The 23,046-nt window shown below is 68.9% G+C and carries 20 protein-coding genes and 3 pseudogenes; 17 read left to right on the top strand and 6 right to left on the bottom strand.

Translation table 11 applies throughout. The annotated features are described in order from the left end of the window. Positions 1 to 100: 100 nt before the first annotated feature. The 3 genes and pseudogenes from NON19_RS15110 to NON19_RS15100 all read left to right on the top strand — a co-directional run. Positions 101 to 316 (top strand): annotated as a pseudogene (locus NON19_RS15110) (transposase); the annotation flags it as partial. Positions 317 to 851: 535 nt separating this feature from the next. Next, positions 852 to 1,028, top strand: coding sequence for a hypothetical protein (locus NON19_RS15105; RefSeq protein ID WP_255928274.1), 177 nt, complete (start codon positions 852 to 854; stop codon positions 1,026 to 1,028). Positions 1,029 to 1,155: 127 nt separating this feature from the next. Next, positions 1,156 to 1,827 carry a diguanylate cyclase gene (locus NON19_RS15100; RefSeq protein WP_255928272.1) on the top strand — a complete coding sequence of 224 codons (672 nt, stop codon included), beginning with the start codon at positions 1,156 to 1,158 and terminating at the stop codon, positions 1,825 to 1,827. A gap of 975 nt (positions 1,828 to 2,802) precedes the next feature. On the opposite strand, the gene NON19_RS15095 is transcribed toward NON19_RS15100, so the two are convergent. Genes NON19_RS15095 through NON19_RS15085 form a run of 3 tightly spaced genes read right to left on the bottom strand, consistent with a single transcriptional unit; the run spans position 2,803 to position 5,176 of the window. Beyond that, positions 2,803 to 3,480, bottom strand: a complete 678-nt coding sequence (locus NON19_RS15095) for a class I SAM-dependent methyltransferase (RefSeq protein WP_255928270.1) — start codon at positions 3,478 to 3,480, stop codon at positions 2,803 to 2,805. After that, complete coding sequence (locus tag NON19_RS15090) at positions 3,477 to 3,980, bottom strand: hypothetical protein (protein WP_255928268.1); 504 nt, start codon at positions 3,978 to 3,980, stop codon at positions 3,477 to 3,479. Before NON19_RS15090 ends, NON19_RS15095 begins: the two co-directional genes overlap by 4 nt. Before the next feature lie 2 nt (positions 3,981 to 3,982). After that, positions 3,983 to 5,176, bottom strand: coding sequence for a molybdopterin-dependent oxidoreductase (locus NON19_RS15085; protein ID WP_372514138.1), 1,194 nt, complete (start codon positions 5,174 to 5,176; stop codon positions 3,983 to 3,985). Between the two features lie 546 nt (positions 5,177 to 5,722). Here NON19_RS15085 and NON19_RS15080 point away from each other — a divergent pair. The 3 genes and pseudogenes from NON19_RS15080 to NON19_RS15070 all read left to right on the top strand — a co-directional run. Then, a pseudogene (locus NON19_RS15080) lies at positions 5,723 to 6,119 on the top strand (NAD-dependent dehydratase); the annotation flags it as partial. Between the two features lie 197 nt (positions 6,120 to 6,316). Next, positions 6,317 to 7,015 (top strand): glycosyltransferase family 2 protein, encoded by a 699-nt coding sequence (locus NON19_RS15075; RefSeq protein WP_308213694.1) that lies wholly within the window; start codon positions 6,317 to 6,319, stop codon positions 7,013 to 7,015. 11 nt (positions 7,016 to 7,026) lie between these two features. After that, positions 7,027 to 7,686: a TIGR04282 family arsenosugar biosynthesis glycosyltransferase gene (locus NON19_RS15070; protein WP_255928384.1), complete on the top strand. Its 660-nt coding sequence runs from the start codon at positions 7,027 to 7,029 to the stop codon at positions 7,684 to 7,686. Positions 7,687 to 7,974: 288 nt separating this feature from the next. Here the strand turns inward: NON19_RS15070 and NON19_RS15065 are convergent, their stop codons facing one another. The 3 genes and pseudogenes from NON19_RS15065 to NON19_RS15055 form a co-directional block, all read right to left on the bottom strand. Beyond that, on the bottom strand, positions 7,975 to 8,478 hold the full coding sequence (locus NON19_RS15065; protein WP_255928265.1) for a hypothetical protein: 504 nt from the start codon (positions 8,476 to 8,478) through the stop codon (positions 7,975 to 7,977). A gap of 304 nt (positions 8,479 to 8,782) precedes the next feature. Continuing rightward, a complete protein-coding gene (locus tag NON19_RS33420) occupies positions 8,783 to 8,977 on the bottom strand; it encodes a hypothetical protein (RefSeq protein WP_308213693.1) in 195 nt (64 codons plus the stop codon). A gap of 689 nt (positions 8,978 to 9,666) precedes the next feature. Beyond that, a pseudogene (locus tag NON19_RS15055) lies at positions 9,667 to 10,712 on the bottom strand (NAD(P)/FAD-dependent oxidoreductase). 631 nt (positions 10,713 to 11,343) lie between these two features. Here NON19_RS15055 and NON19_RS15050 point away from each other — a divergent pair. The 11 genes from NON19_RS15050 (at position 11,344) to NON19_RS15000 (ending at position 23,031) form a co-directional block, all read left to right on the top strand. After that, a complete protein-coding gene (locus NON19_RS15050) occupies positions 11,344 to 12,369 on the top strand; it encodes an RNA polymerase sigma factor (RefSeq protein WP_255928263.1) in 1,026 nt (341 codons plus the stop codon). A gap of 425 nt (positions 12,370 to 12,794) precedes the next feature. Beyond that, the gene (locus NON19_RS15045; protein WP_255928261.1) at positions 12,795 to 13,754 is read left to right on the top strand and encodes an ABC transporter ATP-binding protein; all 960 of its coding nucleotides are present in this window, start codon (positions 12,795 to 12,797) and stop codon (positions 13,752 to 13,754) included. Further along, positions 13,751 to 14,521, top strand: coding sequence for an MlaE family ABC transporter permease (locus tag NON19_RS15040; protein ID WP_255928259.1), 771 nt, complete (start codon positions 13,751 to 13,753; stop codon positions 14,519 to 14,521). The genes NON19_RS15045 and NON19_RS15040 overlap by 4 nt, the downstream gene beginning before the upstream one ends. 2 nt (positions 14,522 to 14,523) lie before the next feature. Further along, a complete protein-coding gene (locus tag NON19_RS15035) occupies positions 14,524 to 15,351 on the top strand; it encodes an MlaE family ABC transporter permease (RefSeq protein WP_255928257.1) in 828 nt (275 codons plus the stop codon). Between the two features lie 3 nt (positions 15,352 to 15,354). After that, positions 15,355 to 16,650: an MCE family protein gene (locus tag NON19_RS15030; RefSeq protein WP_255928255.1), complete on the top strand. Its 1,296-nt coding sequence runs from the start codon at positions 15,355 to 15,357 to the stop codon at positions 16,648 to 16,650. Beyond that, positions 16,647 to 17,675 carry an MCE family protein gene (locus NON19_RS15025; protein ID WP_255928253.1) on the top strand — a complete coding sequence of 343 codons (1,029 nt, stop codon included), beginning with the start codon at positions 16,647 to 16,649 and terminating at the stop codon, positions 17,673 to 17,675. Before NON19_RS15030 ends, NON19_RS15025 begins: the two co-directional genes overlap by 4 nt. Further along, on the top strand, positions 17,672 to 18,676 hold the full coding sequence (locus tag NON19_RS15020) for an MCE family protein (RefSeq protein ID WP_255928251.1): 1,005 nt from the start codon (positions 17,672 to 17,674) through the stop codon (positions 18,674 to 18,676). Before NON19_RS15025 ends, NON19_RS15020 begins: the two co-directional genes overlap by 4 nt. An 83-nt stretch (positions 18,677 to 18,759) precedes the next feature. Then, on the top strand, positions 18,760 to 19,878 hold the full coding sequence (locus NON19_RS15015; protein ID WP_372514142.1) for an MCE family protein: 1,119 nt from the start codon (positions 18,760 to 18,762) through the stop codon (positions 19,876 to 19,878). Further along, on the top strand, positions 19,875 to 21,206 hold the full coding sequence (locus tag NON19_RS15010) for an MCE family protein (RefSeq protein ID WP_255928249.1): 1,332 nt from the start codon (positions 19,875 to 19,877) through the stop codon (positions 21,204 to 21,206). The genes NON19_RS15015 and NON19_RS15010 overlap by 4 nt, the downstream gene beginning before the upstream one ends. After that, positions 21,203 to 22,483 carry an MCE family protein gene (locus tag NON19_RS15005; protein ID WP_255928247.1) on the top strand — a complete coding sequence of 427 codons (1,281 nt, stop codon included), beginning with the start codon at positions 21,203 to 21,205 and terminating at the stop codon, positions 22,481 to 22,483. The genes NON19_RS15010 and NON19_RS15005 overlap by 4 nt, the downstream gene beginning before the upstream one ends. Beyond that, entirely contained in the window at positions 22,456 to 23,031 is a 576-nt protein-coding gene (locus tag NON19_RS15000; protein ID WP_255928245.1) for an Rv1363c family protein, read from the top strand. Before NON19_RS15005 ends, NON19_RS15000 begins: the two co-directional genes overlap by 28 nt. Positions 23,032 to 23,046 lie beyond the last annotated feature (15 nt).

Raw genomic sequence — 23,046 nt, 5'->3', positions numbered from 1 at the left:
GGGCGTACATCAGTCGGCGGTGACTGCTTCCTGAGCGAAGGCAGCCATCGCGCGAGTCTCCTCGGTGAACGGGCAGTTCAACCGGAGGAGCGAGTGCACGATGGCCCTTTCCCAGTTAGACCTGATGCGGCTGTTGCAGTCATTACGTAGGGCCGACGCAGTTGAGACGATCAGGATGCTCTGCGAGCGCATCCTGCATGAACTCAGCGAAGCGGAGGCCACCGAGGCCATCGGCGCCGTCCCGGGCGAACACGGCGAGCAGCGCACGACGTGGCGCAACGGCCACCGTGAGCGCCTGCTGACCGCCAAGGCTGGTGTCCATACGAACGCAAACCCGAGCACTTCCTCGCCTTCACCAGCATCGCCTGCACCCTCCCTCATCTGCTACCGCCGACTCGCCAAATGAGATGACCTGTTAGAAGAGCTCCTGCCCGCAGCCCGCAAGTGGCGTACTCGCCGATCCACGGCGTACCTGCCGCCCCCCTGACTGGGCCGGGAACGGCAGAGGGCCGACCCCTCAGATTGATCTCCGGACCGCACCAGGCGCAGCGTGCGGTGCGCAGTGCGGCGCAGGTGCGGTGCGGCGTACCCGCCGTCCGCTTCGCGTGCGTGGACGCGGTTCTAGTCGTCTTTTTTCAACTACTCGGCGTTTCAGGGCTGTTGGCTCGAGTGATGGGGCGTGCGTCATGCTCGACCGACGGCGCAAGGCCCTCGTGGCCTTGCCGTTGCCCTTGCCGATGACCTCATCCGCCCTGGTGAGAGCCGGTGAGTAATGATTCGGGGGATGTCGACCGCGTCACCAGGTTGGCGCTCTAGGGAGGCGGGCGATCACCTCGGCATGGTGATCGGTCGTGCTGCTGCGCCTGGCGTACCTGAGTGTGACCAACGCGTTCACGATGCTACGGCTGCTGCCGATGCGCGACCGCGACAAGAGCGTGGCGATTCTGACGCTGCGTCATCAGAGCACCGTGTTGAAGGAGCGGCTGAGTGGGCAAAGCTCCTTCCGCGGTCCGGCGCGTGCTTCCTAGGTGCTCTACGTCAATGCCTGCCCATCGAGAACTTTTTAAACGGGAGCTCCGTGGTAACAGTGCCGGAGAAGACGGATCGAACCAGGGTTCCGAAACAGCTACCGGAGAGCGAGGAAGAGCCTTGTTCATGCCGCGAAACTCCGCTGTCCGAAGGTGGCGGTCCTGGCGCGGGCGGCCCGCGCTGCGGATCCCGCCGTCCGCCACCGACGTGGAGAGTGCCAACCGCAGGTTCCTGCTCTACGGCGTGCTGCCGCTGTGGTTCGTCCCCGGCGTGGCCGACTGGGTGATGCACCGGCGTACCCGGATCGAGAAGACGAGTGGGACCCGCGAGTCGCTCATCCACCTGTTGATGATGGCCGAGACGGGGACGCCCGTCGCGCTGGGACTGTTGGCGCGCATCAACCCGCTGGTGCTCTCGGTGATGGGCGCAGCCGCGGTGGCCCACGGTGCCACCGCGATGTGGGACGTCACCGTCGCCACGGGAGAACGCGAGGTGCGACCGCTGGAGCAGCACATCCACAGCTTCCTGGAGGTTCTGCCGCTCACCGCGGCGGCGTTCGCCACCTGCCTGCACTGGGACCAGGCACGCTCGATGGTGTGCGGCGGAACGCGGGCCGACGGCTGGAAACTGCTGCCCAAGGACAATCCACTGCCAGCGCGGTACCTGGCCGGGGTGGGAGCCGCGGTCGTCACGTTCGTAGCGCTGCCGTACGGCGAGGAACTGCTGCGCTGCCTGCGGGCCCGACGGGTGACGCCCGAGTGCTGCCGCGAGTTGGACGGCCCTGCACGGCACAGTTGATCGGGCCGTTGCCAGATCGCGGAGAAGCCACCGCGTCCGCCGGGCAAACCGCCGGCGCGCGTCGCCGGTGGCGAGATGTGTCAGGCCCTCGTGGCGATCCGCGTGAGGGCCTGACCACTCACGAACCACGCTGTCAACCGACGGAGAGCCGCCACCCCACGGCCCTGCTTGTGGCCCGGAGGGCCGAACACCACGTCGCCCCGGCGTCGAAACTCCTGCAACGCCTCAAGTACCGTGGCCCGCGAGTGGTCCCTGGTTCCTAATCCTTGAGTAAGTGGTTCCGGCTCGTCCCATCAGGGGTTTGCTGGACTGGTGTTGTGGCGGGGTTCGTGGTGGTCACATGGGCACCGGGCTGACTCCTGTTGGTTCCCGGCCCGTGAGGCCTCCAGAGAGAACGGTGGCGCCCGGTGTCTTCGGGCCGCCGCGAAACTCACCGGCCTGTGCTGGACATTGATCGTCGTGGTGTGAGTCCGCCGCATGGCGACCCCTCGTTGCCCGCGAGCCTTCGAGCTCTGGCGAAGACCGGGGCCCGTGCAGTGCGCTGGTGCCGCGAACGGCTACCGAACCGCGTACTGACGCCACAGACACCAAGGAAAGCCCAGTAGCCGACCCGAGCGACTGACACGAGCGCCGCGATACGGCACCGGTGTCGCTACGTCTGCTCTACCTGCTCTTCGCCCGGCTGCTCGGCTGACTGGCACTTCGCTGCCGTTCCTCAGGGTCCAGGGACATCGAAACGCTGGTCCTGCGGCACAAGGTCGCGGTACTGCGCCGCACGAACCCCAAACCACGCTTCGACTGGGCTGACCGCGCGTACCTCGCCGCGCTGATCGTCGAGGAGCCGGGCGAAGATCGCCGGGCTGTCGAACCGGGGTAGGCACAGCACAATCGGCGCATCGCACGTGCCGGTTGCCGACACTTGCCCCGACCGGTGGGCGTACCGTGTCTCCCCGCTGCTGCGTGGCGAGGCGGTCATCAGCGAGGGCCCGAGGCCCAGGCCTGGCGGCGAAGGGCGAGGAAGCGTCGGTGGCCGTGTCTCCACTGGTCGGTGACGCTGAGGGCAAGTTCCTCGGCGATCCTGTGGAGCGCTGGTGCTCCCAGACGTGCCCAGGGAAACGGCGGGCCCTCGTGGCTATGGATGTCTTCGAATCGGGCGGTGCAGCGCTCCTCGACATCGTCGGGATCGACCTCGACGAGGAGAAGCCCGGTCAGGGCGGTGAGCTGGATACAGCGGTACAGCAGGGCGCGGGGGTCGCCGCCGATGCCGATGTTGCCGTCGATGAGCAGGACGGTCTGCCAGCCTCCCTCGGCCGGTAGCCGGTCGAACACCGATCGGCACAGTGCGATCCCGCCGAGAGCGGCGGTATGGGCCGCCGCGCGGGGGGTCACGTCGACGCCGAGTGCGAAGACTCCGCGGCCCAGGAGTGCCCTGCACAGTCGGCCCGGTCCGCAGCCGACGTCGAGAACGGGGCCGACACAGCGATGGAGCACTGATTCGTCGGCCCGGGTGGGATGCGCGTACCAGCGATGCACCGGCATCCGGATCCGGCACCCGTCCGCCAGTCGCAGGAACACCGGCCCGTGGCCGGCCCGTAGGGCGAGCGCATAGGGGTCTTCCCCAGCGCAGGGCGAGCCGTCCTCGTCGGTCGTCACGATGCAGCGTCGTGACCTGGTGCAGGTCGTTCCTCGTCGGCGTGGGCGGCCCGCCGGACGCGGCGGAGCTTGAGGGCGAAGGCCACGGCGGAGGCGACGAAGAGAACGGCGGTGATGGCCAGCCACCGGCCGAGGTAGACGTCCATGGACAACCCGGTGGCCCCCGGGTAGGGGGTCGGCAGGGCGAAGATGAGGGGGAACCAGACGAGCAGGAGCACACCGGAGAGAAAGGTGGGCACGCGCAGGTAGTTGATCCACGGTGGTTGTGGCATGCGGGTGGCGCGATGCCGCAGGACGGCGTGTGCCGACAGGTCGGCGAGTGAGTACAGGGGCAGCAGGATCAGGTCGTGGAGGATCGCCGCGCCGACGAACCAGATCGCGACCTCGAGCGGGCGGACGGCGAACAGGCGCACCAGGGCGTAGCCGGTGACGGCGAACGAGGCGATCAGGACGAGCAGGTGGAGGGGGCCGGAGCCGTACCAGCGGGCGAAGCGTGCCATGGTCAGGTCCTGAAGGTGAGCCGGTGTACCCACTTGGTGTTGTTCACGCCGGGGTTGGCCGGGACGATGACGCGGGCTGGGTAGCCGTGGTCGAGTGAGAGGTCCGCGCCGTTGACGCGCAGGGCGAGCAGCGATCGTGGGTCGTGGATCTGGTTGCCTCGCAGTACCACCGAGCTGTAGGGGCCGGGTGGTTGGACGGATTGCACCAGGACGCTTCCGGCAGCGGGGAGGCCCGCCAGGGCGGCGAAGTCGGCCAGGCGAAGGCCGCTCCACTGCTGGTTGGGGGTGGACCATCCCTCCACGCAGGCGATCGGAAGTGCGGCGGTGTGCTGGGGCATCGCGAGGAGTTGGGCGCGGGTGAAGACGAGTGTCGGACCGGGGCCGTGGATCTCCAGCCGCCAGGCGGGGCCGACGTGCGCGGGGGTGACGCCGACGGAAGCTGCCGTCTTGTTGATCTGGAAGCCGTTCGGGCCGCTGTCCGGCGTACGGTTGTGCGGAGCGAGAAGGGCGGTGCTGCGCAGCCAGCCGCCGATGCTCTGTCCCGCGGTGACTGCGAAGAGGAGCAGCGATCCGCCCCCCACCATGGCGAGCGCGCCGCGCCGGGTCATCGTCGGCGGCGCGGGAGCGGTCGGGACCAGGCCGTCGGGGTCGGGGGGTTCGGGCCGTGTGTGGGCGAGGTCGGTGCGCAGTTCCGCGGCCAGGCTGCGGGAGCGCAGGGCGCGGGTCATCCGGCGGAGTCTGAGGCCCACGTGGACGACGAAGGCGGCGATGAATACCCAGGCGCCGTAGAAGTGCAGGGTGTAGAAGGAGCCGGGAAAGACGTAGTACAGCTGGATGTTGATGATGCCGGTGACGAATTCGAAGATCACTCCGCCGACCAGCATGAGCAGGGACAACCGCTCCAGTCCGTGGGCGATGCTGCGGACCGGCAGCCATTCGAACAGCTTCGGGATCACTGACCACAACTTGGCCAGCAGGACGGGCACGAGGACCACGCCGAGCGTCACGTGCACGCCCTGGGTCAGCCGGTACAGCCAGTAAGGACGTGTGGGCCAGGCGAAGAGGTAGAAGCCCAACAGGCCCTTGTCCGGGGTCTGGTCGTTGATGCGGCCGAGTCCTGGGTTGTAGGAGGCGTAGGAGAGCATCCCGGTGACGAAGATCAGTGAAATGCCGATCAACAGCACCAGGCCGAACACAGACGTCAGCCAGGGCCCACGGAGGGGACTGCGCCAGAAGCCGGGACGGAACGGCCCCGGGGGCGGAGGAGTCTGCTCGACCCGCCGCACCAGGGCCCGGGCACGAGCGGCCCCCTTGGTGACCCGCGCCGCCGCGGCGGCGCGAACGCGTTCGAGGCGCCCCTGCGCATGCCCCTCGTCCGATCTCGGGCGCTGCGGCCGGCCGGAGCCCGGGGCCGACGCCCGTCCACCACCGTCCATCGGCTGCCGCCTCCGTCCTCGGGCCAACTCCCAGGGGGATCGAACCCCACCATGCCGTCAGTGTCTGTCAAGTCGTCAGCTACAAACTGGCATGGGTCGGTCGGCTTTCCGTGTCTGGCGTGCATGCGTGTGTCCGCCGCCAGCCGAACGGTCGAACCGGTGCTCCGCACGGCTCGCGGAACCGGCCGCCAGCAGGTACGGGAGATAGGCGAGCGCCACAACACCGACGGCGGCGAGCATCACGCTCGCTGTCTCCCGCAACCGGGCACGCGGGACCACGCCCCGGCCCAGCACCCCCCGACAGCGTGCCACCAGGCGGCGATGGTCGGCCTGGGCCGGGACTTCGACTACGCGCCCGCCTACGTGGGGGTGCAACGACCTGGGCACCGCCGTCCTGCTCGCGGTCATGGACCGGCTGCGGGTGAGCGAACTCGTCCTGGCCGGATCGATGGTCTACTACGGCGAGGGCCCCTACGACTGCGCCCGCCACGGGACCGTCCGGCCTGGCCCGCGCCTGGTGGCCGACCTGGACACCGGACGGTTCGAGCCCGCCTGCCCGCGCTGCGGCGATCCGCTCAACCCCAGCCTGGTGCCGCAGGACGCTCCGCCCGACCCACGCAATGTCTACGCGGCGACGAAAGTCGCCCAAGAGCACCTGACCGCCGCCTGGGCCCGGGCCACCGGCGGCTGGGCGGCCCTGCGCGGCCAGGCATCGGCGCCTCGGTAAGGCCCGTGCGGGAGACGGCCTCGAGCCCGCAGCCGCCGGAGACGTTGGGGGGCCTCGTCGGACGGAAGCGCCCGGCATCCGAACCGCGCCAGCGGGCATCGAAGACGGCGCGGCGGCGCGCATCGGGTGAGATCCGGGCGCGCCATCCCATTTCTCTTCGTACGCTGAAAGACGTGACCGATAGGCATCGGCCCCTCGCGGACGTCGTGCTCCCGTGCCTGAACGAAGCGGCCGCCCTTCCCTGGGTGCTAGAGCGGATCCCGCCCGGCTGGCGAGCCATTGTCGTCGACAACGGCTCGACCGACAGCTCCGCCGAGCTCGCAGCGTCGCTGGGCGCGCACGTCGTCGGCCAACCGGTGCGCGGCTTCGGCGCCGCCTGCGCGGCCGGGCTGCGCGCCGCCACCGCGCCCCTGGCCTGTTTCTGCGACTGCGATGCCTCCCTCGACCCGGGGCTGCTGCCGTCCCTCGCCCAGCCCGTCTTTGACGGTGAGGCGGACCTGGTGCTCGGGCGGCGCAGGCCGACGACGCACGGCGCCTGGCCGATGCACGCCCGGCTCGCCAACCGCGAGCTGGCCCGGCTGATCCGCCGCCGCACCGGCTTGCGCCTGCACGACCTCGGCCCAATGCGGGTAGCCCGCCGGGAGGCCCTGCTTGACCTGGACCTGACCGACCGCAGGTCGGGCTACCCTCTGCAGATGGTCGTCCGCGCCGCCGACGCCGGATGGCGGGTGCGCGAGGTCGACGTGCCGTACTACCCGCGCGCCGGCCGTTCCAAGGTCACGGGTACCTGGCGTGGGACCTGGTACGCGGTGCGCGACATGCGCGCGGTGCTCAGCGAGCCGCCACGGAGCCCGGCGGGAGCACTCCGGTGAGCGCGGCCGGGATGACGCCCGACAGCGCGGACGGACTGACCGCGCTGTTGGTGATCGCCAAGGAGCCGCGGCCTGGGCACGTCAAGACCAGGCTCACCCCGCCGTTCACCCCTGTACAGGCGGCCGCTCTGGCGGAGGCAGCGCTCGCCGACACCCTCGAGACCGTGCAGCGCTGCCCGGCCCGCCGCCGAGTGCTCTTCCTGGACGGCGCGCCCGGACGCTGGCTGCCGCCCGGTATCGAGGTGGTCCCGCAGGCATCCGGCGGCCTGGACGAGCGGCTGGCCGCCGCCTTCGCCGCCGTAGCCGACGGCCCCGCCCTGCTGGTCGGCATGGACACCCCACAGCTCACCCCGAAGCTCCTCGCCCCCGTACTGGCCCCCGGCGCGTGGCGGGAGTGCGACGCGTGGTTCGGCCCTGCGGAGGACGGCGGATTCTGGGCGCTCGGCCTGGCTGTACCCAACCCAGCGCTGCTGCGAGACATCCCGATGTCCACCGCGTACACCGGCGCCGCCCAGCGCCACCGCCTCACCAGGGCGGGCCTTCGGGTACGCGACCTGCCAATCCTGCGCGACGTGGACACAGCACCCGACGCGGCCGAGGTGGCGGCCAGGGCGCCGGGATCTAGGTTCGCCACCCTCTTGAAGCGCTACTCTCACGGCCTGGTCTCCTGAGCCGGAGATTCGTCGTTGGTCTCGCTACCGCGCAGCCCCGATGAGCAGGCCGCTGCTACCGATTCCGCCCCCACTGTGATTCGACCTGCACCCACGACTGTCACATCATGGGACACCAAACTGCACGCTCTGCGCGGTTCCTACTCGAGCTGTGAATGCCCGAAACTCGGCCACGCATGACTCTACGACTGCTGTGCCTGACCTTCCTGAAGGTCTTGGGGTGGATTGCGTTGCTGGCGCGATGCCGGGCTGCCGTAGGGCTGGCCATTGGTACGGGGCCAGGGATGTTCACGGGCACATGTGGACGGACTCGATCGCGAAGACACTGTGCAACTCGGCGTCATCAGTGACCGGTGCTTCGCCGGTGGCGAAGGTGAAATGAACCACCACGTCCGGGAGGCCGGTCGGTTCGGTTTCGACGGTGAACTGCGGCAGTCTGTGCTCCTGCGCCACGAGGTGCCACTTCACACCCGCACCGGAGAACGCCAAGCGCAGTTCCTGAAAGGTGGTGGCGGGGGCGAGCGTGTGGAAGTCCCCGGGGCGGCCTGCTGGGATTCTCACGGTGTCGTACCAAGTACGGATGGAGACCTTGTTGATGACGTGGCAGGCGCAGGTCTCGGCCACCACATCGCCGTAGGCGAACCACTGCGGCCAGGGCCGATCGTCCGAGATACGGCCCGATTTCTCGGGCCGCCCGAGGCGGTCCGTCACGTTCGGGAACGCGTCTAGCGGGCGGATACCGGCAATTGCACCAGATACGCCGAATTCCGCCAGTGCGGTCAGCATGTGCATGCGCTCATGATGCCCCGTAGCGCTTCAAACTGCTTCACAGCTGCCGACCTGGGCGTCGTCCCCGGGATGGCATGGAACCGTCGCCCCGTTCTTACGGATGGGACCTGCCCGATGACAACGCGGCCCTTCGCACCGCTGGCGTTGCTGCACCGGTCTACCCGCGGCGAAGAAGTCTCCGCGGGCACTCGGTAGTTCTGGCTGAGCCGCTCAAGCTTCCAGTGGCCACCGACATAGGGGCCAAGCGTCTGTGCCCACGTCGTGGTGCCCGCCAGCTCTCCGGTCTGTGCCGTGTCGCCCGCGATGGTCATGGATTGGTCGGGCAACGCCGCACCAGCAGGCGGCAGGTCATCGGCGACAACTCCTGGACCTCGCCGACGATGACGTGTCCGAAGGTCGAGGTGTGCTCGGCCAGCCAGACGGCGTCGATCAGGACCTCCGGGGTGTGAGTGCCATCGAGGGCGCCGAGGGCCGCCTCTGTCGCCAGGCGCCAGCCGCCCAAGAGCCTTGGCCGCCGACTTTGGCGATCAGCCGATCGACGATCAGTTGCGTTGACTCGTAGCCGGGCGCACAACCGGACAGCGCCTGCTGCACCTCCGCGTCAGCGTGGTGCCCGCCAGCGTGCCGCACCTGTTCAGTGCGGACGATCAACCAGGCCCGCAGGGCGGTGAGTTGGTCGGCGGGCCGAGTTGGCCGCGCCGGACGGCACGACTCCGACGGCGGTGGTTTGCTCCGTAGAAGGTCCGTTGACCATGGTTCCATCTCCTTGATCGGTTCAAGCCGCCAACGCGGCTACGGTGCAATACATATCTGGTAGATCGATACGAAGTGCCCTGTCCGGGCTCTTCCTCGCATTAGCCGCCGTGTTCCAATGGCGCTTCGGCGGCCACCACCCATGGAGCACCTCCCTTACGGTCGGCGGCCTCCTGCTACTTCTCAGCGCGCTCATCACGGGATGGGCGATATGGCTAGACCGGCACCCCGAGGTAGAAGCGCGGCAACGGGCGAAAAGGGAAGCCAAACGAGCAGCCCGCGGGCAGTAGCTTTCTCAACGTTCCGGCTGTACGGCCGGGCCAACCGGTGGGCGGGTTAGGCGGCTTGGGGCTGGGTTTTGTCACGATCGCAGTGCAGGGCGCCGTAGCCGCCTGCCGTGGTATCCGGCGAGTTCGGCGTGTGTCTCCACAGTTGACATCATGAAGCCGGGCGACGGATTCGGCCGCCCGGCTTCATGACGTGGTGGTCATCCGTCTCCCACCGCTCCGTAGGAGAAGGCGAACGGTCAGGCGGCAGCGTGCGCGGTGATGTGGCCGCGGTATTCCCGCAGGGTACGTGCGCTGTTCCAGCCGAGGGGGCCGACGACGCGGCCGTCGCTGGCGCGGTAGAGCGCGACGACTTGCCTGCCCGTGGGTCGCCGTCGACGTATTCGATGCGGGCGTGGGCGGGGGCCCAGCCGTGGAACTGGATCCTGGCGTCGTACTGGTCGGTCCAGCCGAACGGGACCGGCGTGTAGGGCGTCGCACCGGCGGGTCCGGCCAGGAGGTTTCTGGCGGCGGTGATGGCTTGTTGGGTGGCGTTGGTGCGCTGTTCCGGCCGGGTCCGTTGCCGGTGAGGGGATGCGGCCAGTTGGCGACGTCGCCTGCCGCGTAGATCCCGGTGCGACCTGGCAGGTGCTGTCGCAGAGCACCCCGTCACCGAGCGGAGCCCGGAGTCGGCCAGCCAGTCGACGGCCGGTACCGAGCCGATGGCGACCACGACCACATCCGCGTGGAGCAGGGTGTCGTCGTCAAGTAGCACCGCGGTGACCCGGCCCTCCCAACCGAGCAGGTCGGTGACGCTGCGGCCCGTGCACAGGCGGACTGCCTTCTCCTGGTGCACGTCTGCCACCAACTCGCCCACCTGCGTGCCGAGTTGCCTGGCCAGTGGGGTGGGTTCGACGTCGACGAGGTCACATCCAGGCCGAGGCCGCGTGTGGTGGCGGCGATCTCACTGCCGAGGAATCCGGCGCCGATCACCACGACGCGCGGCCCGGCCAGCAACTGGACGCGCAGCGTCAGCGCGTCGTCGAGGGTGCGCAGCACGTGCACGCAGGCCAGGTCGCGGCCGAGGGGCAGGTGACGGGGGCGTAGTCCGGTGGCGATGATCAGGCCGTCGTAGTCCAGCCGGTCGCCGTCGGCCAGCGTAACGGTGCGTACTGTCGGGTCCAGGTGGATCGCGCGGCAGCCGAGTTTCAGGTTCATCCGCAGCCGTTGGAGGTCGATGTCCTGCCGCAGAGTGGTCTTGACGGTTCCAGGTCTGCGCCTGCCGAGAATCTCATCCATACAGCTCAGGCACCTGTTCGGTGCTGCGGCAGTATGAGCACTCGTGTTGCTGCGTCTCGCCTACCTGACCGTCACCAACGCGTTCGCCGCGCTGCGGCTGCTACCGATGAGCGACCGCACACGTGTTTCACACAAGCCGGACACTTGCGGAGAGCTTTTCCCAGCGAGATCCCCGTGCTGCTGGTGAGAAGCGGAGCAGAGCACGGTCCGGCTCAGGGCCAGGAAGCGTGCGTGCGGGGGTGGTTGTCGACGGTGTTTGACGTTGCCGGAGCGGAACAGCAGTCACGGCGGATGGCGGGCTGCGGAGCGGTCGTCCGGCAGGTGCCACAGGGGGAGGGCACCCGTTTCTCTCTCGGATGCCATGCCCCTCCCCAACCGGCCTACCAGGCGGTAATGTCGGCGCACGCCTCGGCGGCCCCTCGCGGCGGCACGCTGTCTCACCATGGACTTTGTGCGATCCGCGGGGAACCGTACGGGGTGCTCTGCCCGACCCGGCGGCACTCCCCGATGCGTGCCGCGATCGATCCCTACCGGCGATGGAGGGGCGCTCATGGTGACGGATGCGCGTGCCGTACGTTCCGGCGGACCGGACGGCGGCTCGGACGAGCTCTGGCGGCGCCTGTGGAGTCATCGCGACGCTCTGCTGAAGGTGGCGCGCCGGCGGTCCATGAGTCCCGAGGATGCCGAGGACGCAGTCCACGAGGCCATGCTGCGCGCCGCGGAGCACCCGCACGTGGAGGACGAACGGCTCGGAGCCTGGCTGACGACGGTGACCATGCGCCTGTGCGTCGACCGGTACCGCCAGGTCAACCGCGAGGCCCAGGTGCGCAGCCGTTCCGCGCTGGCCGCCCCGGGGCCGGTCCCGGTCGAGGACTCGGTGTGCGACCGGGCCGAGGCGGCATGGTTGGCCCACCAGAGCAGGGAGTTGCCCGCCCGGCAGGCGGAGGCACTGCGGCTTAAATCGGAGGATCTGGACGTCGCGCAGGTCGCATCAACGATGGGGCTGAGCTATCAGGCGGTGGAGTCGCTGCTGGCCAGAGCAAGGCGGACACTGCGTAATTCGCTCGCGGGGACCCTGGGCCTCGGCGTGTGGCTGTGCAGACCCTTGCGGCCGCGGGCGGGCGGTAGCGGCGGTCCGATGGTGGCCGTAGTGTCGACCGCGGCGACGTTGGCCGTGGTCGGCATCGCCGTTCCCCACGCGTTCGAAGCCCACGCGCCGCGTCCTCCCGCGCGCTCCTCAAGCGCTGCCCGTTTGGCGGTCCGCGCCCGCGGCGGCTCTGCAGGCTCGCCCAGTGGCACAGCCGTGCGGGTGTCCGGCCGCCCCGGCCCCGCGCGTGCAGCGGTCACGTCAGCACGGCGCACTGCCCCGTTGCTGCCAGCGCTCCGTTCCCTGCCGATACCATCCGCCGCGGTCGCGCCCGCCCCCGCCCTACCCGCCGTTCCCTCCGCGGCCGCCGTGCCGTCGGCGGCTTCCCCTCCCTCCGTCCCCTCGCTGCCGGCCATCCCGCCGGTGCGTTCGACCTCCCTCCCCCGTGCCACCGCACTGTCCAGCAGGGCGCCGCGGCCACTGCGCTGACCCGCACCCCTGCGGCCGGCACCGGGCCTTGTGCGGACCGGTGCCGGCCCGGCCGGGTGCGCCCGGTCGGCCTTGTAGGAAACCTGCGCGAAAAAAACCTCACCTCTCAGCGACGGACGCGCAGCCCGTCCGCGTAGAGCAGATGCCAACCGTGCTCCACGGGCGGGGCACGGCGATGCGGCACGAGAGGGAGGAACACCTGATGACGCCAACAGGCATGGGACGCGCCGCCCAGGAGCCCTGCCCGCGGCCGCGGTTCTCCGTCCACCGCCCGGCCGCGGCTGACGCCCGGTGCTCGGGACCACTGGGCGTGCGGACTCCACCTCCACTCCCCTCCGCACGCCTGGCTCCGCGCTGGAGCACACGGCGCTGAATCGATTCGTCCACGGCTGGGAGCAGTTGAACGCGGCAGAAAGGTGTCCCGGATGGGTGTGGAGATCTGTGTGGAGGGCCTGACCAAGTCCTTCGGTCAACAGGTCATCTGGCAGGACGTGTCACTGACGCTGCCCGCCGGGGAGATCTCGGTCATGCTCGGCCCCTCGGGCACGGGCAAGTCCGTTTTCCTCAAAACGCTTGTCGGTCTGCTCAAGCCGGAGCAGGGATCGGTGTTGATCGCGGGACGCGACATCACCCGGCTGCGCGAGCACGACCTGTACGAGGTGCGCAAGCTGTTCGGTGTGCTGTTCCAGGACGGCGCGCTGTTCGGCTCGATGAACCTCTACGACAACATCGCCTTCCCGCTGCGTGAGCACACCCGCAAGCCGGAGAGCGAGATCAGGCGCATCGTCCTGGAGAAGATGGACATGGTCGGCCTGCTCGGTGCCGAAGGGAAGCTGCCCGGCGAGATATCCGGCGGGATGCGCAAACGGGCCGGGCTGGCTCGGGCCCTGGTGCTCGATCCCGAGATCATCTTGTTCGACGAGCCCGACTCGGGCCTCGACCCGGTGCGCGTGGCCTATCTCAACCAGCTCATCGTGGACCTCAACGCGCAGATCGACGCCACCTTCCTGATCGTCACCCATGACATCGCCTCGGCCCGCCAGGTACCGGACAACATAGGACTGCTCTTCCGGCGGGAACTGGTGACGTTCGGTCCGCGCGAGAAGCTGCTCGCCAGCGACGAGCCGGTTGTCCGGCAGTTCCTCAACGGCCGTATGCAAGGGCCGATCGGGATGGCGGAGGAGAAGGACGCGGCCCAGATCGAGCAGGAGCTCGCCGAACTCGACGCAGGCAACCACCGCGGCCCGATGGGCGGAAAGGGTGCGTCCGGCCCGGGTGTGACGCCACGCCTGCTGCCCAGCCCCGGCATCCCCCGACCGCCCCGATGGCGGGCGATCGCCGAACGCGAGGCGCGCCTGCATCCGCAGGAGGTGGCGGACGCGTGAACCTGTCCCCCACCGCGGCGCTGAGGCATTCGGGCAATCTGTTCGCCCTGGCCCTCGATGTGCTGCGTACCCTGCCGCGGCGGCCCTTCCAGGCACGGGAGTTCATCCAGCAGGCCTGGTTCGTCGCCAGCGTCACCATCCTGCCGACCGCGCTGGTCTCCATCCCGTTCGGCGCCGTCATCGCGTTGCAGATCGGCAGCCTGACGCGGCAACTCGGCGCGCAATCGTTCTCCGGCGCCGCGTCCGTGCTCGCGGTCCTGCGGGAGGCATCGCCGATCGTCACCGCGCTGCTGATCGCCGGGGCTGGCGGCTCCGCCATCTGCGCCGACCTCGGCGCACGCAGGATCCGCGAGGAGATCGACGCCATGGAGGTGCTCGGCATCGACCCGGTGCACCGGCTGATCGTGCCCCGAGTACTGGCCTCGATGGTCGTGGCGGTCCTGCTCAACGGGCTGGTCTCGGTGGTCGGAGTCGCCGGCGGCTACTTCTTCAACGTGATCTTGCAGAACGGCACACCGGGTGCGTATCTCGCCTCCTTCACCACCCTCGCCCAGTTGCCCGACCTGTACGCCGGCGAGTTGAAGGCACTGGTCTTCGGCGCCATCGCCGCGATCGTCGCCTCCTACAAGGGACTCAACGCGAAAGGCGGTCCGAAGGGTGTGGGCGACGCCGTCAACCAGTCGGTGGTCATCACCTTCATGTTGCTGTTCGTGACCAACTTCGTGATGACCGCCGTCTACTTCCAGATCGTTCCGCAGAAGGGATGACGATGGCGTTGCCGGACCGAGTGCTCGCCCGCCCGCTGCGCTCCCTGGAGGAGCTCGGCGCCCAGATGTCGTTCTACGGCCGCTCAATGGCCTGGACCGGCCGCACACTGCGCCGGTACAAGAAGGAAGTCCTGCGCCTGCTGGCCGAGGTCAGCTTCGGCCGTGGCGCACTGGCCGTCGTCGGAGGCACCGTCGGCGTCATCGCCTTCCTCTCGTTCTTCACCGGCACGGAGGTGGGCCTGCAGGGATACGCCGCGCTCAACCAGTTGGGCACCACCAACTTCGTGGCGTTCCTGTCCGCGTACTTCAACACCCGCGAGATCGCACCGCTGGTCTCCGGCCTCGCCCTGTCCGCCACGGTCGGCGCAGGGTTCACCGCTCAGCTCGGCTCGATGCGCATCAGCGAGGAGGTCGACGCCCTGGAGGTGATGGGCATCCCCTCACTGCCGTTCCTGGTCACCGCCCGGATGATCGCCGGATTCGTGGCGGTCATCCCGCTGTACGTGATCGGCCTGCTGTCCTCCTACCTCGCCTCCCGCACGATCACCACCGTCTACTACGGGCAGTCGACCGGCACCTACGACCACTACTTCCAGCAGTACCTCCCACCGGTCGACGTCCTGTGGTCGTTCGGCAAGGTGATCATCTTCGCCATCGTGATCATCCTGGTTCACTGCTACTACGGCTACCACGCCAAGGGCGGCCCGGCAGGGGTGGGGATCGCGGTCGGGCGGGCGGTGCGCACGTCCATCGTCGCCATCAACATCCTTGACTTCTTCCTCAGCCTGGCGATCTGGGGAGCCAACACCACCGTACGGATCACGGGATAGCCGATGCCGACAATCCCTACCTACTGGCGCCTGAGGCACCCCTGGTCGCGGACCGCCGCACTACGGCTGTACGGCGTCGTCTTCCTGGTGGTCATCGCGACGCTGCTGTCGCTGGCCGTCGCCATCTACCAGCAGGTCTTCACGCCGGTCGTGCCGATCACCGTGCAGGCGGACACCACCGGCAGCCAACTGGAGCCGCAGGCCGACGTCATGATGCGCGGCCTGATCGTCGGTCAGGTACGCCAGGTGCACGCCGACGGCGAGAAGGCGACCTTGGACATCGCGCTCAATCCCGAGGACGTCGCGCTGATCCCGGCGGATGTCAACGCGCGACTGCTGCCCAAGACGCTGTTCGGCGAGGAGTACGTCGACCTCGTCACCCCCCAGAACCCATCACCGCGGCACATCCAGGCCGGCGACGTGATCGCGCAGGACCGCACACAGACCGGGATCGAACTGCAGAATCTGATGAACGACCTGTACCCGCTGCTGCGAACGGTCCAACCGGGCGAGCTGAACGCCACCTTGTCCGCGTTCGCCGAGGCACTGGAGGGGCGCGGCAACAAGATCGGCGACAACCTCACCCGGGTCGAGCTCTACCTGCGCCGGCTCAACCCGCACCTTCCCGCACTCATGACGGACATCTCCCGCCTCGCCGACACCGCGCAGGTCTACTCGGACGCCGCGCCCGATCTGCTGCGGATCTTGCACAACACCATCACCATGAGCCAGACCGTGGTGGACAAGCAGGACGCCTTGCGGTCGTTCCTCACCGGCAACACCGCCTTCGCCGGCACCGCGCGCGGCGTGCTCGACGACAACTCCGACCGGCTCATCACGCTGGCCCGGGTATCGCGCCCCAGTCTGGCGCTGCTCGCGCGCTACTCGCCGGAGTACCCCTGCCTGTTGCACGGGCTGACGGAGTCCGAGCCGCTGGCCGAGCAGGCGTTCAGCGGCGGCGAGATGCACATCACCTTGGAGTTCACCATGCCCCGACCGGCTTACCACCCAGGTGAGGAGCCGCTCTATGCCGACCGCTCCGGTCCCAACTGCAGGGGCCTGCCGCATCCGCCGGTGCCCGCACCGCCGGTCAAGCTCCAGGACGGCACATCGTCACACGACGGAAGCGCCTCGCCACAGGTACCCGGGGCGGGCACAGTATCCGGCACGGCGGCCGAGCAGCATGTGATCAGTTCCCTGGTCGCCCCGATCATGGGGGTGCCGGCCGACAACGTCCCCGCGGTCGCGACCCTGCTCTTCGGCCCGATGGCCCGAGGAACGGCGGTGAGCAACACGTGAAGGCAAGGGAAACCGCGGCCCCCCTGGTCAAGTTCGTCATCTTCGCCGTGGTGACGATCCTGGCCACCACGCTGCTCGCGGTCACCATCGTCAACATCGACTTCACCCCCACGAACACCTACCGCGCCGTGTTCAGCGATGTCACCAGCCTGGAGGTCGGTGACGACGTACGGGTGGCCGGAGTCAGGGTCGGCCAGGTCGAGGACATCCGGATCAAGGACCGGACGCTCGCCGAGGTCACCTTCAACGTCTCCCGTGACCGGCCGCTGCTGTCCAGCACCGGAGCCGTCATCCGCTACCGCAATCTGGTCGGACAACGCTACGTCGCCCTGACGGAGGGAGCGGGCAACGGCTCGCGACTGAGGCCGGGCAGCACCATCCCGCTGTCCCGCACCCAGCCCGCACTCGATCTGAACGCCCTGCTCAACGGGTTCAAACCGCTGTTCGCGGCGTTGAGTCCCCATGACGTGAACCAGTTGGCGTACGAGATCATCACCACCCTCCAGGGCGAGGGCGGCACGGTCAACAGCCTGCTCGCCCACACCGCCTCGCTCACCTCCACGCTCGCCAACCGCGACCAGCTGATCGGCTCTGTGATCGACAACCTCAACTCGGTGCTGGGGAACCTTGCCCAGCGCAATGTCCGCTTCGCTGATCTGCTGCAGCAACTGCAACGGCTCGTCTCCGGCCTGTCCGCCGACCGCACCGCGATCGGTGACTCGCTCGCCGGCATCAGCGACCTCGCGGGCGCCACCTCGGGCCTGCTCGCCGATGGCCGCCCCGCGCTGCGCTCGGACATCGCCGGTCTGTCCGGCGTCGCCGGCACACTGCAGAGGAACGACACGACCGTGGAAGGCGTTCTGCAACGGCTGCCGCACAAGCTCAACGCGCTGATCGGCACGGCGTCGTACGGCTCGTGGTTCAACTTCTACCTCTGCGACTTCGACGGCCGCGTCGTGCTGCCCAAGACGGCGCAGGTGTTCACCCCCCAACTGCATGTCGCCCAGATGAGGTGCGGCCGGTGATTCCCTTTCGTGAGCGCAATCCGGTAGTGATCGGGGCCATCGGCCTCACCGTGATCGCCCTGCTGATCGTCGCGGCGTTCAACGTCCAGGAGCTTCCGCTGATCGGCGGCGGCGACACCTACAGCGCGGCCTTCTCGGAGGCGGGCGGCATCAAGCCCGGAGACGACGTACGCATCGCGGGAGTGAAGGTGGGTCAGGTCGACGACGTCGGCCTGCAGGGCGACCACGTCCAGGTGCGGTTCCGGATCAGCGGCACCCCCCGGTTCGGCACCTCGACCGGCGCCGCCATCCGCGTCAAGACCATCCTGGGGGCCAAGTACCTCTCCCTGGAGCCCGCGGGCCCCGGCCAGCTCGCACCCGGCAGCGAGATCCCGCTGAACCGCACGGTCTCCGCATACGACGTGGTGCAGGCGTTCAGCGATCTCACCACGACCACCGAGCGCGTGGACACCCGGCAGCTGGCCACCGCGATGGACACCGTCTCCGCGGCCTTCCAGGACTCCCCACCCGAGGTCAAGGCCTCCATCAAGGGACTGTCCGAGCTCTCCCGGACGGTGGCCAGCCGCGACGCCGCCCTGCGGGACCTGCTCAACCACGCCAACGGCGTGACCGGCGTCCTGGCCACCCGGTCCAAGCAGTTCACCAACCTGGTCGATGACGGCAACACACTGTTCGCGGCCCTCAACAGCCGCAGCCAGGTCATCCAGGAGCTGCTGCGGAACGCCGCCGCACTCGGCGTCCAGCTCTCCGGCCTGGTCGCCGACAACCGCGCGCAGATTGGCCCGGCGCTGAGTCGGCTGAACGCGGTGGTCGGCATGCTCAAACGCAACCAGAGCAGCCTCGATCAAAGCATCGCGCTGCTCGCGCCCTTCGCCCGCCTCTTCGCCAACACCACCGGCAACGGCCGCTGGTTCGACAGCTACATCCAGAACCTGGTCGCCGCACCCGTCGCCCCCGGCGGCCGACCGTCCGCCCAGATATCCCCAGGAGGGGCACGATGACCCGCCTGCGCGGGATGCTCCCGCTGAACAGCCACGGCATCCGCCTGCGCCGGATGCCCCCACTGGACCGGCGCACCCGCATCATGGCGCTCGTCCTGGCGCTGCTGCTGGTGGCATCTTTGGCCACCGTGTTCTGGCCGAACACCCAGACCGTCAGCGTGACCGCCTACTTCCCTCGCACCGTCGGCATCTACCCCGGATCCGACGTGCGCGTCCTCGGCGTCCGCATCGGCACGGTCAAGACGATCACTCCGCAGGGCGGCACCGTCCGGGTCGTGCTGGAGTACGACGCCCACCAGAAGGTCCCCGCGGACGCCAAGGCCGCCATCGTCAACTCCTCGGTGGTCAGCGACCGTTACGTGCAGTTGCTGCCGGTGTACCGCGGCGGCCCCGCCATGAAGGACGGCGCCGCCATACCCGAGAGCCGCACGGCCGTCCCGGTCGAGCTGGACCGGATCTACGACAGTCTGCACACCTTGTCGGAGGCACTCGGCCCGCACGGCGCCAACTCCGACGGCGCCCTGTCGCGGCTGCTGTCGGTCAGCGCGAACAACCTCGACGGCCAGGGCGAGCAACTGCACCAGACGGTGCAGGACTTCTCCCAGGCCGTCACCACCTTGTCCAACGGCCGCGGCGACCTGTTCGGGACCGTGCGCAACCTGCAGGTGTTCACCGCCGCGCTGGCCTCGGACGACGCCCAGGTGCGCTCGTTCAACGAGAACCTCGCCAAGGTCGCGAGCCTGCTGGCGGGCGACCGCACCGATCTCGCGGAGGCCCTGAAACAGCTGTCGGCCGGGCTGACCGACGTGGCTGGATTCGTCCACGACAACCACACCTCGCTCACCTCCAACATCCAGGGACTCAGCCAGGTCACCGGTGTACTGGTCAAGGAGCGCGCCGCCCTGCAGGAGTTGCTCGATGTGACGCCCACCGCGCTGTCGAACCTGCAGAACGCCTACAACCCGGCGTCCGGCACGCTCGATACCCGCAACGACGCCGAGCAGGCACAAGACCCCGCCAGCCTGTTGTGCTCCGTCCTGAAGACCACCGGCCAGACGACGGACTGCAGCCAGCTGCGGCAGCTGATCGGCTCCCTGCCCCCGCTGCCGAAGGCCGACCCGCTCACCGGAGTTCCGCTCCCGTCGTCCCCCACCACCTCGACGGACCGGACGCTCGGCGGGATCCTGGGAGGCCGGGCATGAGCGCCGCAACCCGATCCGCGCCGCGCGTGCGTCTCGCCCGGAGTGTCGCGACGCTGTGGCTGGCGACGGGCTCTCTGCTGCTCACCGGGTGCCAGTTCCACGGACTGGCCGACCTCCCGCTGCCGGGCGGCGCCGCCTCGGATGGCCACGCCTACCACGTCACCGTGCAGTTCGAGGACGTCATGGACCTGGTTCCGCAGGCCGCGGTCAAGGTCAACGACGTCACCGTGGGCGCGGTCGAGAAGGTCGAGCTGGACGGCTGGCAGGCCCGCGTGCGCCTGCGCATCGCCGACTCGGTCAAGCTTCCGGCGAACGCGATCGCCGAGTTGCAGCAGACCAGCATGCTCGGCGAGAAGTACGTCTCGCTGTCCGCACCGACGGATGTTCCGCCGGTCGGACGGCTCTCGGACGGCGCGCAGATACCGTTGTCCCGCAGCGGCCGCAACCCAGACGTGGAAGAGGTGCTGTCGGCCCTGTCCGCGATGCTCAACGGCGGTGGAGTGGCCCAACTGCACACCATCACCGTCGAGTTGAACAGTGCTCTGCAGGGCCGCGAGGGGCGGGTCAAAAGCCTGCTGTCCCAACTTTCCACCTTCATCAGCGGGCTCGACCAGCAGCGGTCCGAGATCGTGCGCGCGATGGACGGGATCGACAGGCTCGCCAAAACGCTCAGCCAGCAGAACCCCACCATCGGCCAAGCTGTCGACAGCATGCCGCCGGCCCTGAAGATCCTGGCCGACCAGCGCAGCAGACTGACCACCATGCTGACCGCCCTGTCCAACCTCGGCACCGTGGGCAGTCGTGTGATCAGCGCCTCCCGCGACGACACCGTCGCCGACCTGCAGCAACTCCAGCCGATCCTGACCGAGTTGAACAAGGCGGGCGACGACCTGCCCAACGCGCTGGAACTGCTGACCACATACCCCTTCCCGCGCAATGTCGTCGGCGCCATCAAGGGCGACTACACCAACCTGCACATCACCGCCGACCTCGATCTGAACAGCATCTACGGCAAGGCCGGCGGCAGCCCCAAGCCAGGACCCAGCGCACCGACGCCCGGCCTGCCGACGCCCGGCCTGCCCAAGCCTCCGCCCCTGCCCGGCCTGCCGTCACCACCGCATGTGCCGATTCCGACGCCCTCCCTCCCCTGCGTGCAGGGCACCGGCTGCGGGAACACACCCTCCCCGAAGCCGTCGGGGGGCGGCGGTGTGCTGTGTCCGCCGGTGTGCACCGGCACCAATGCCGCCTACACCAGCGGCGGATCCGGCGACGAAAGCGACGTGGACCTGGCCCTCGCCGATCTCATGACGAGAGGGATGCAACCGTGATCACAAAAGGGGTCAAGGCCCAACTCATCGCCTTCGCCACCATCACCGCCCTCGGAGTGTCCTATGTCGGCGCCCGGTACGCCGGGCTGGCCGACCGTGTCCTCTCCAGCGGATACACCGTGCGCGCCGACTTCCCCGAGTCCGGAGGCATCTTCACCGGTGCCGAGGTCACCTACCGGGGCGTGCCGGTGGGCCGGGTGGGCGCGTTGCGTCTGACCTCCTCCTCCGGAGTTTCGGCAGACCTGCACATCCAAGGGGGTCCGTCCATACCCTCCGACACACTCGCCGTGGTGGCCGACCGCTCGGCGGTCGGCGAGCAATACGTCGACCTGCAACCCCGCACAGACGGCGGCCCGTACCTGCACAACGGAAGCACAATCGCCCGCCGGGACACCCGCATCCCCTTGTCCACCACCGAGCTGATGCTCAGCCTCGACCGACTGGTCGGCTCCGTCGACAAGCAGGACCTGCGGACCACGGTCGCAGAACTGGGCAAGGCCTTCGCCGGTACCGGCCCGGACCTGGCCCGACTCCTCGACTCCGGCAACGCACTGGTCGACACCGCCAACGAGTCACTGCCCCAGACCATCTCGCTCATCGACAACTCCCGCACCGTCCTGAAGACCCAGGCGGACGAAGGCTCGGCGATCCGCTCGTTCTCCCACGACCTGGCCTCCTTGACCGATCAGCTCAAGAACAGTGACAAGGACGTCCGGGGACTGCTGGACGGCGGCACCTCGGCGTCAGGTGAACTCGACTCCCTGCTGCGCGACAACCGCGCGGCCCTGCCGGTCCTGCTCGGGAACCTGGTCACCGGCGGCCAGATCATGGTAGCCAGGCTTCCCGGCCTGGAGCAGACTCTCGTCACCTTCCCCGTGGTGGTCGCCGGGAGCTTCACCGTGCTTCCAGGAGACGGCACCACCCACTTCGGGATGGTCCTCAACGCCGGCGACCCGCCCCCCTGCCGCCAGGGCTACAACACCCAGTGGCGCGATCCGTCGGACACCTCGCAGCGACCAGGCAACACCTCCGCCCGCTGCACGCTGCCACGCGGCAGCAGCAGCTCGGTCCGCGGAGCACAAAACGCACCAGGCCCCGGGGACTCCACCGACACAGGCCAGGCGAACCAGTCCTCGTACCTGGCCCCCTACGACCCCCACACCGGCTCCGCCAGCGGCCCGGACGGCCAGCACATCGAGATCGGCTCGACGGGCGGAGAACAGACCTTGTTCGGAAAGGAATCGTGGCAATGGCTGCTCGTGGGACCGATGGCATGACCGGACGGCTGCGGCCCCTTGCCCAAGCCGCAGTACGCGGACTGCGTACCAGAGCGGTACCCCCCGACGGGCGGGGCGGAAGGCTGCTGGCCATCCTCAGCGTCGCGGCGCTGCTGACGGTGGCCGCGTCGGGGTACTTCGGCGTGCGGCTCTACCAACAGCACCAAGCCGAGCGCCGGGACCAGGACATCCTGGCGGCGGCCCGGCAGCTGGCTCTCAACTTCACCTCGCTCGACTACCGGCACTACGACCAGGACTCCAAGAACGTCCTGAACCTCGCCACCGGCGACTTCAGGCAGCAGTTCGCGTCCCAGACCTCGAATCTGACGCAACTGGTCACCACCAACAAGTCGGTCTCCGAAGGCCAGGTGCTCGACGCGGGAATCGCCAGGGCCGACGCGAAGTCCGCAAGTGTCCTGGTCGCGGTCGACAGCAAGGTGACCAACGTCTCCGCGCCGCAGGGACAGGCCCGCAACTACCGGCTCCAGGTCGACCTGGTGTTCCAGGGCGGGCGGTGGCTGACGTCCAACGTCGAGTTCGTCGGCTGAATCGTCAATCGGCTG

Origin of the sequence: Streptantibioticus rubrisoli (assembly GCF_024436055.1) — a bacterium.
GTDB lineage: Bacteria > Actinomycetota > Actinomycetes > Streptomycetales > Streptomycetaceae > Streptantibioticus_A > Streptantibioticus_A rubrisoli.
The sequence above is the reverse complement of the archived record's forward strand: the minus strand, read 5'-3'. Positions and strand labels throughout refer to the sequence as shown.

Coding starts and splice junctions, on each gene's coding strand:
- NON19_RS15015 (WP_372514142.1), top strand. CDS start 18,760: ATGGCGCTCGTCCTGGCGCTGCTGCTGGTGGCATCTTTGGCCACCGTG.
- NON19_RS15035 (WP_255928257.1), top strand. CDS start 14,524: ATGGCGTTGCCGGACCGAGTGCTCGCCCGCCCGCTGCGCTCCCTGGAG.
- NON19_RS15100 (WP_255928272.1), top strand. CDS start 1,156: ATGCCGCGAAACTCCGCTGTCCGAAGGTGGCGGTCCTGGCGCGGGCGG.
- NON19_RS15000 (WP_255928245.1), top strand. CDS start 22,456: ATGGCTGCTCGTGGGACCGATGGCATGACCGGACGGCTGCGGCCCCTT.
- NON19_RS15030 (WP_255928255.1), top strand. CDS start 15,355: ATGCCGACAATCCCTACCTACTGGCGCCTGAGGCACCCCTGGTCGCGG.
- NON19_RS15065 (WP_255928265.1), bottom strand. CDS start 8,478: ATGCACATGCTGACCGCACTGGCGGAATTCGGCGTATCTGGTGCAATT.
- NON19_RS15090 (WP_255928268.1), bottom strand. CDS start 3,980: ATGGCACGCTTCGCCCGCTGGTACGGCTCCGGCCCCCTCCACCTGCTC.
- NON19_RS15045 (WP_255928261.1), top strand. CDS start 12,795: ATGGGTGTGGAGATCTGTGTGGAGGGCCTGACCAAGTCCTTCGGTCAA.
- NON19_RS15010 (WP_255928249.1), top strand. CDS start 19,875: ATGAGCGCCGCAACCCGATCCGCGCCGCGCGTGCGTCTCGCCCGGAGT.
- NON19_RS15070 (WP_255928384.1), top strand. CDS start 7,027: ATGACGCCCGACAGCGCGGACGGACTGACCGCGCTGTTGGTGATCGCC.
- NON19_RS15050 (WP_255928263.1), top strand. CDS start 11,344: ATGGTGACGGATGCGCGTGCCGTACGTTCCGGCGGACCGGACGGCGGC.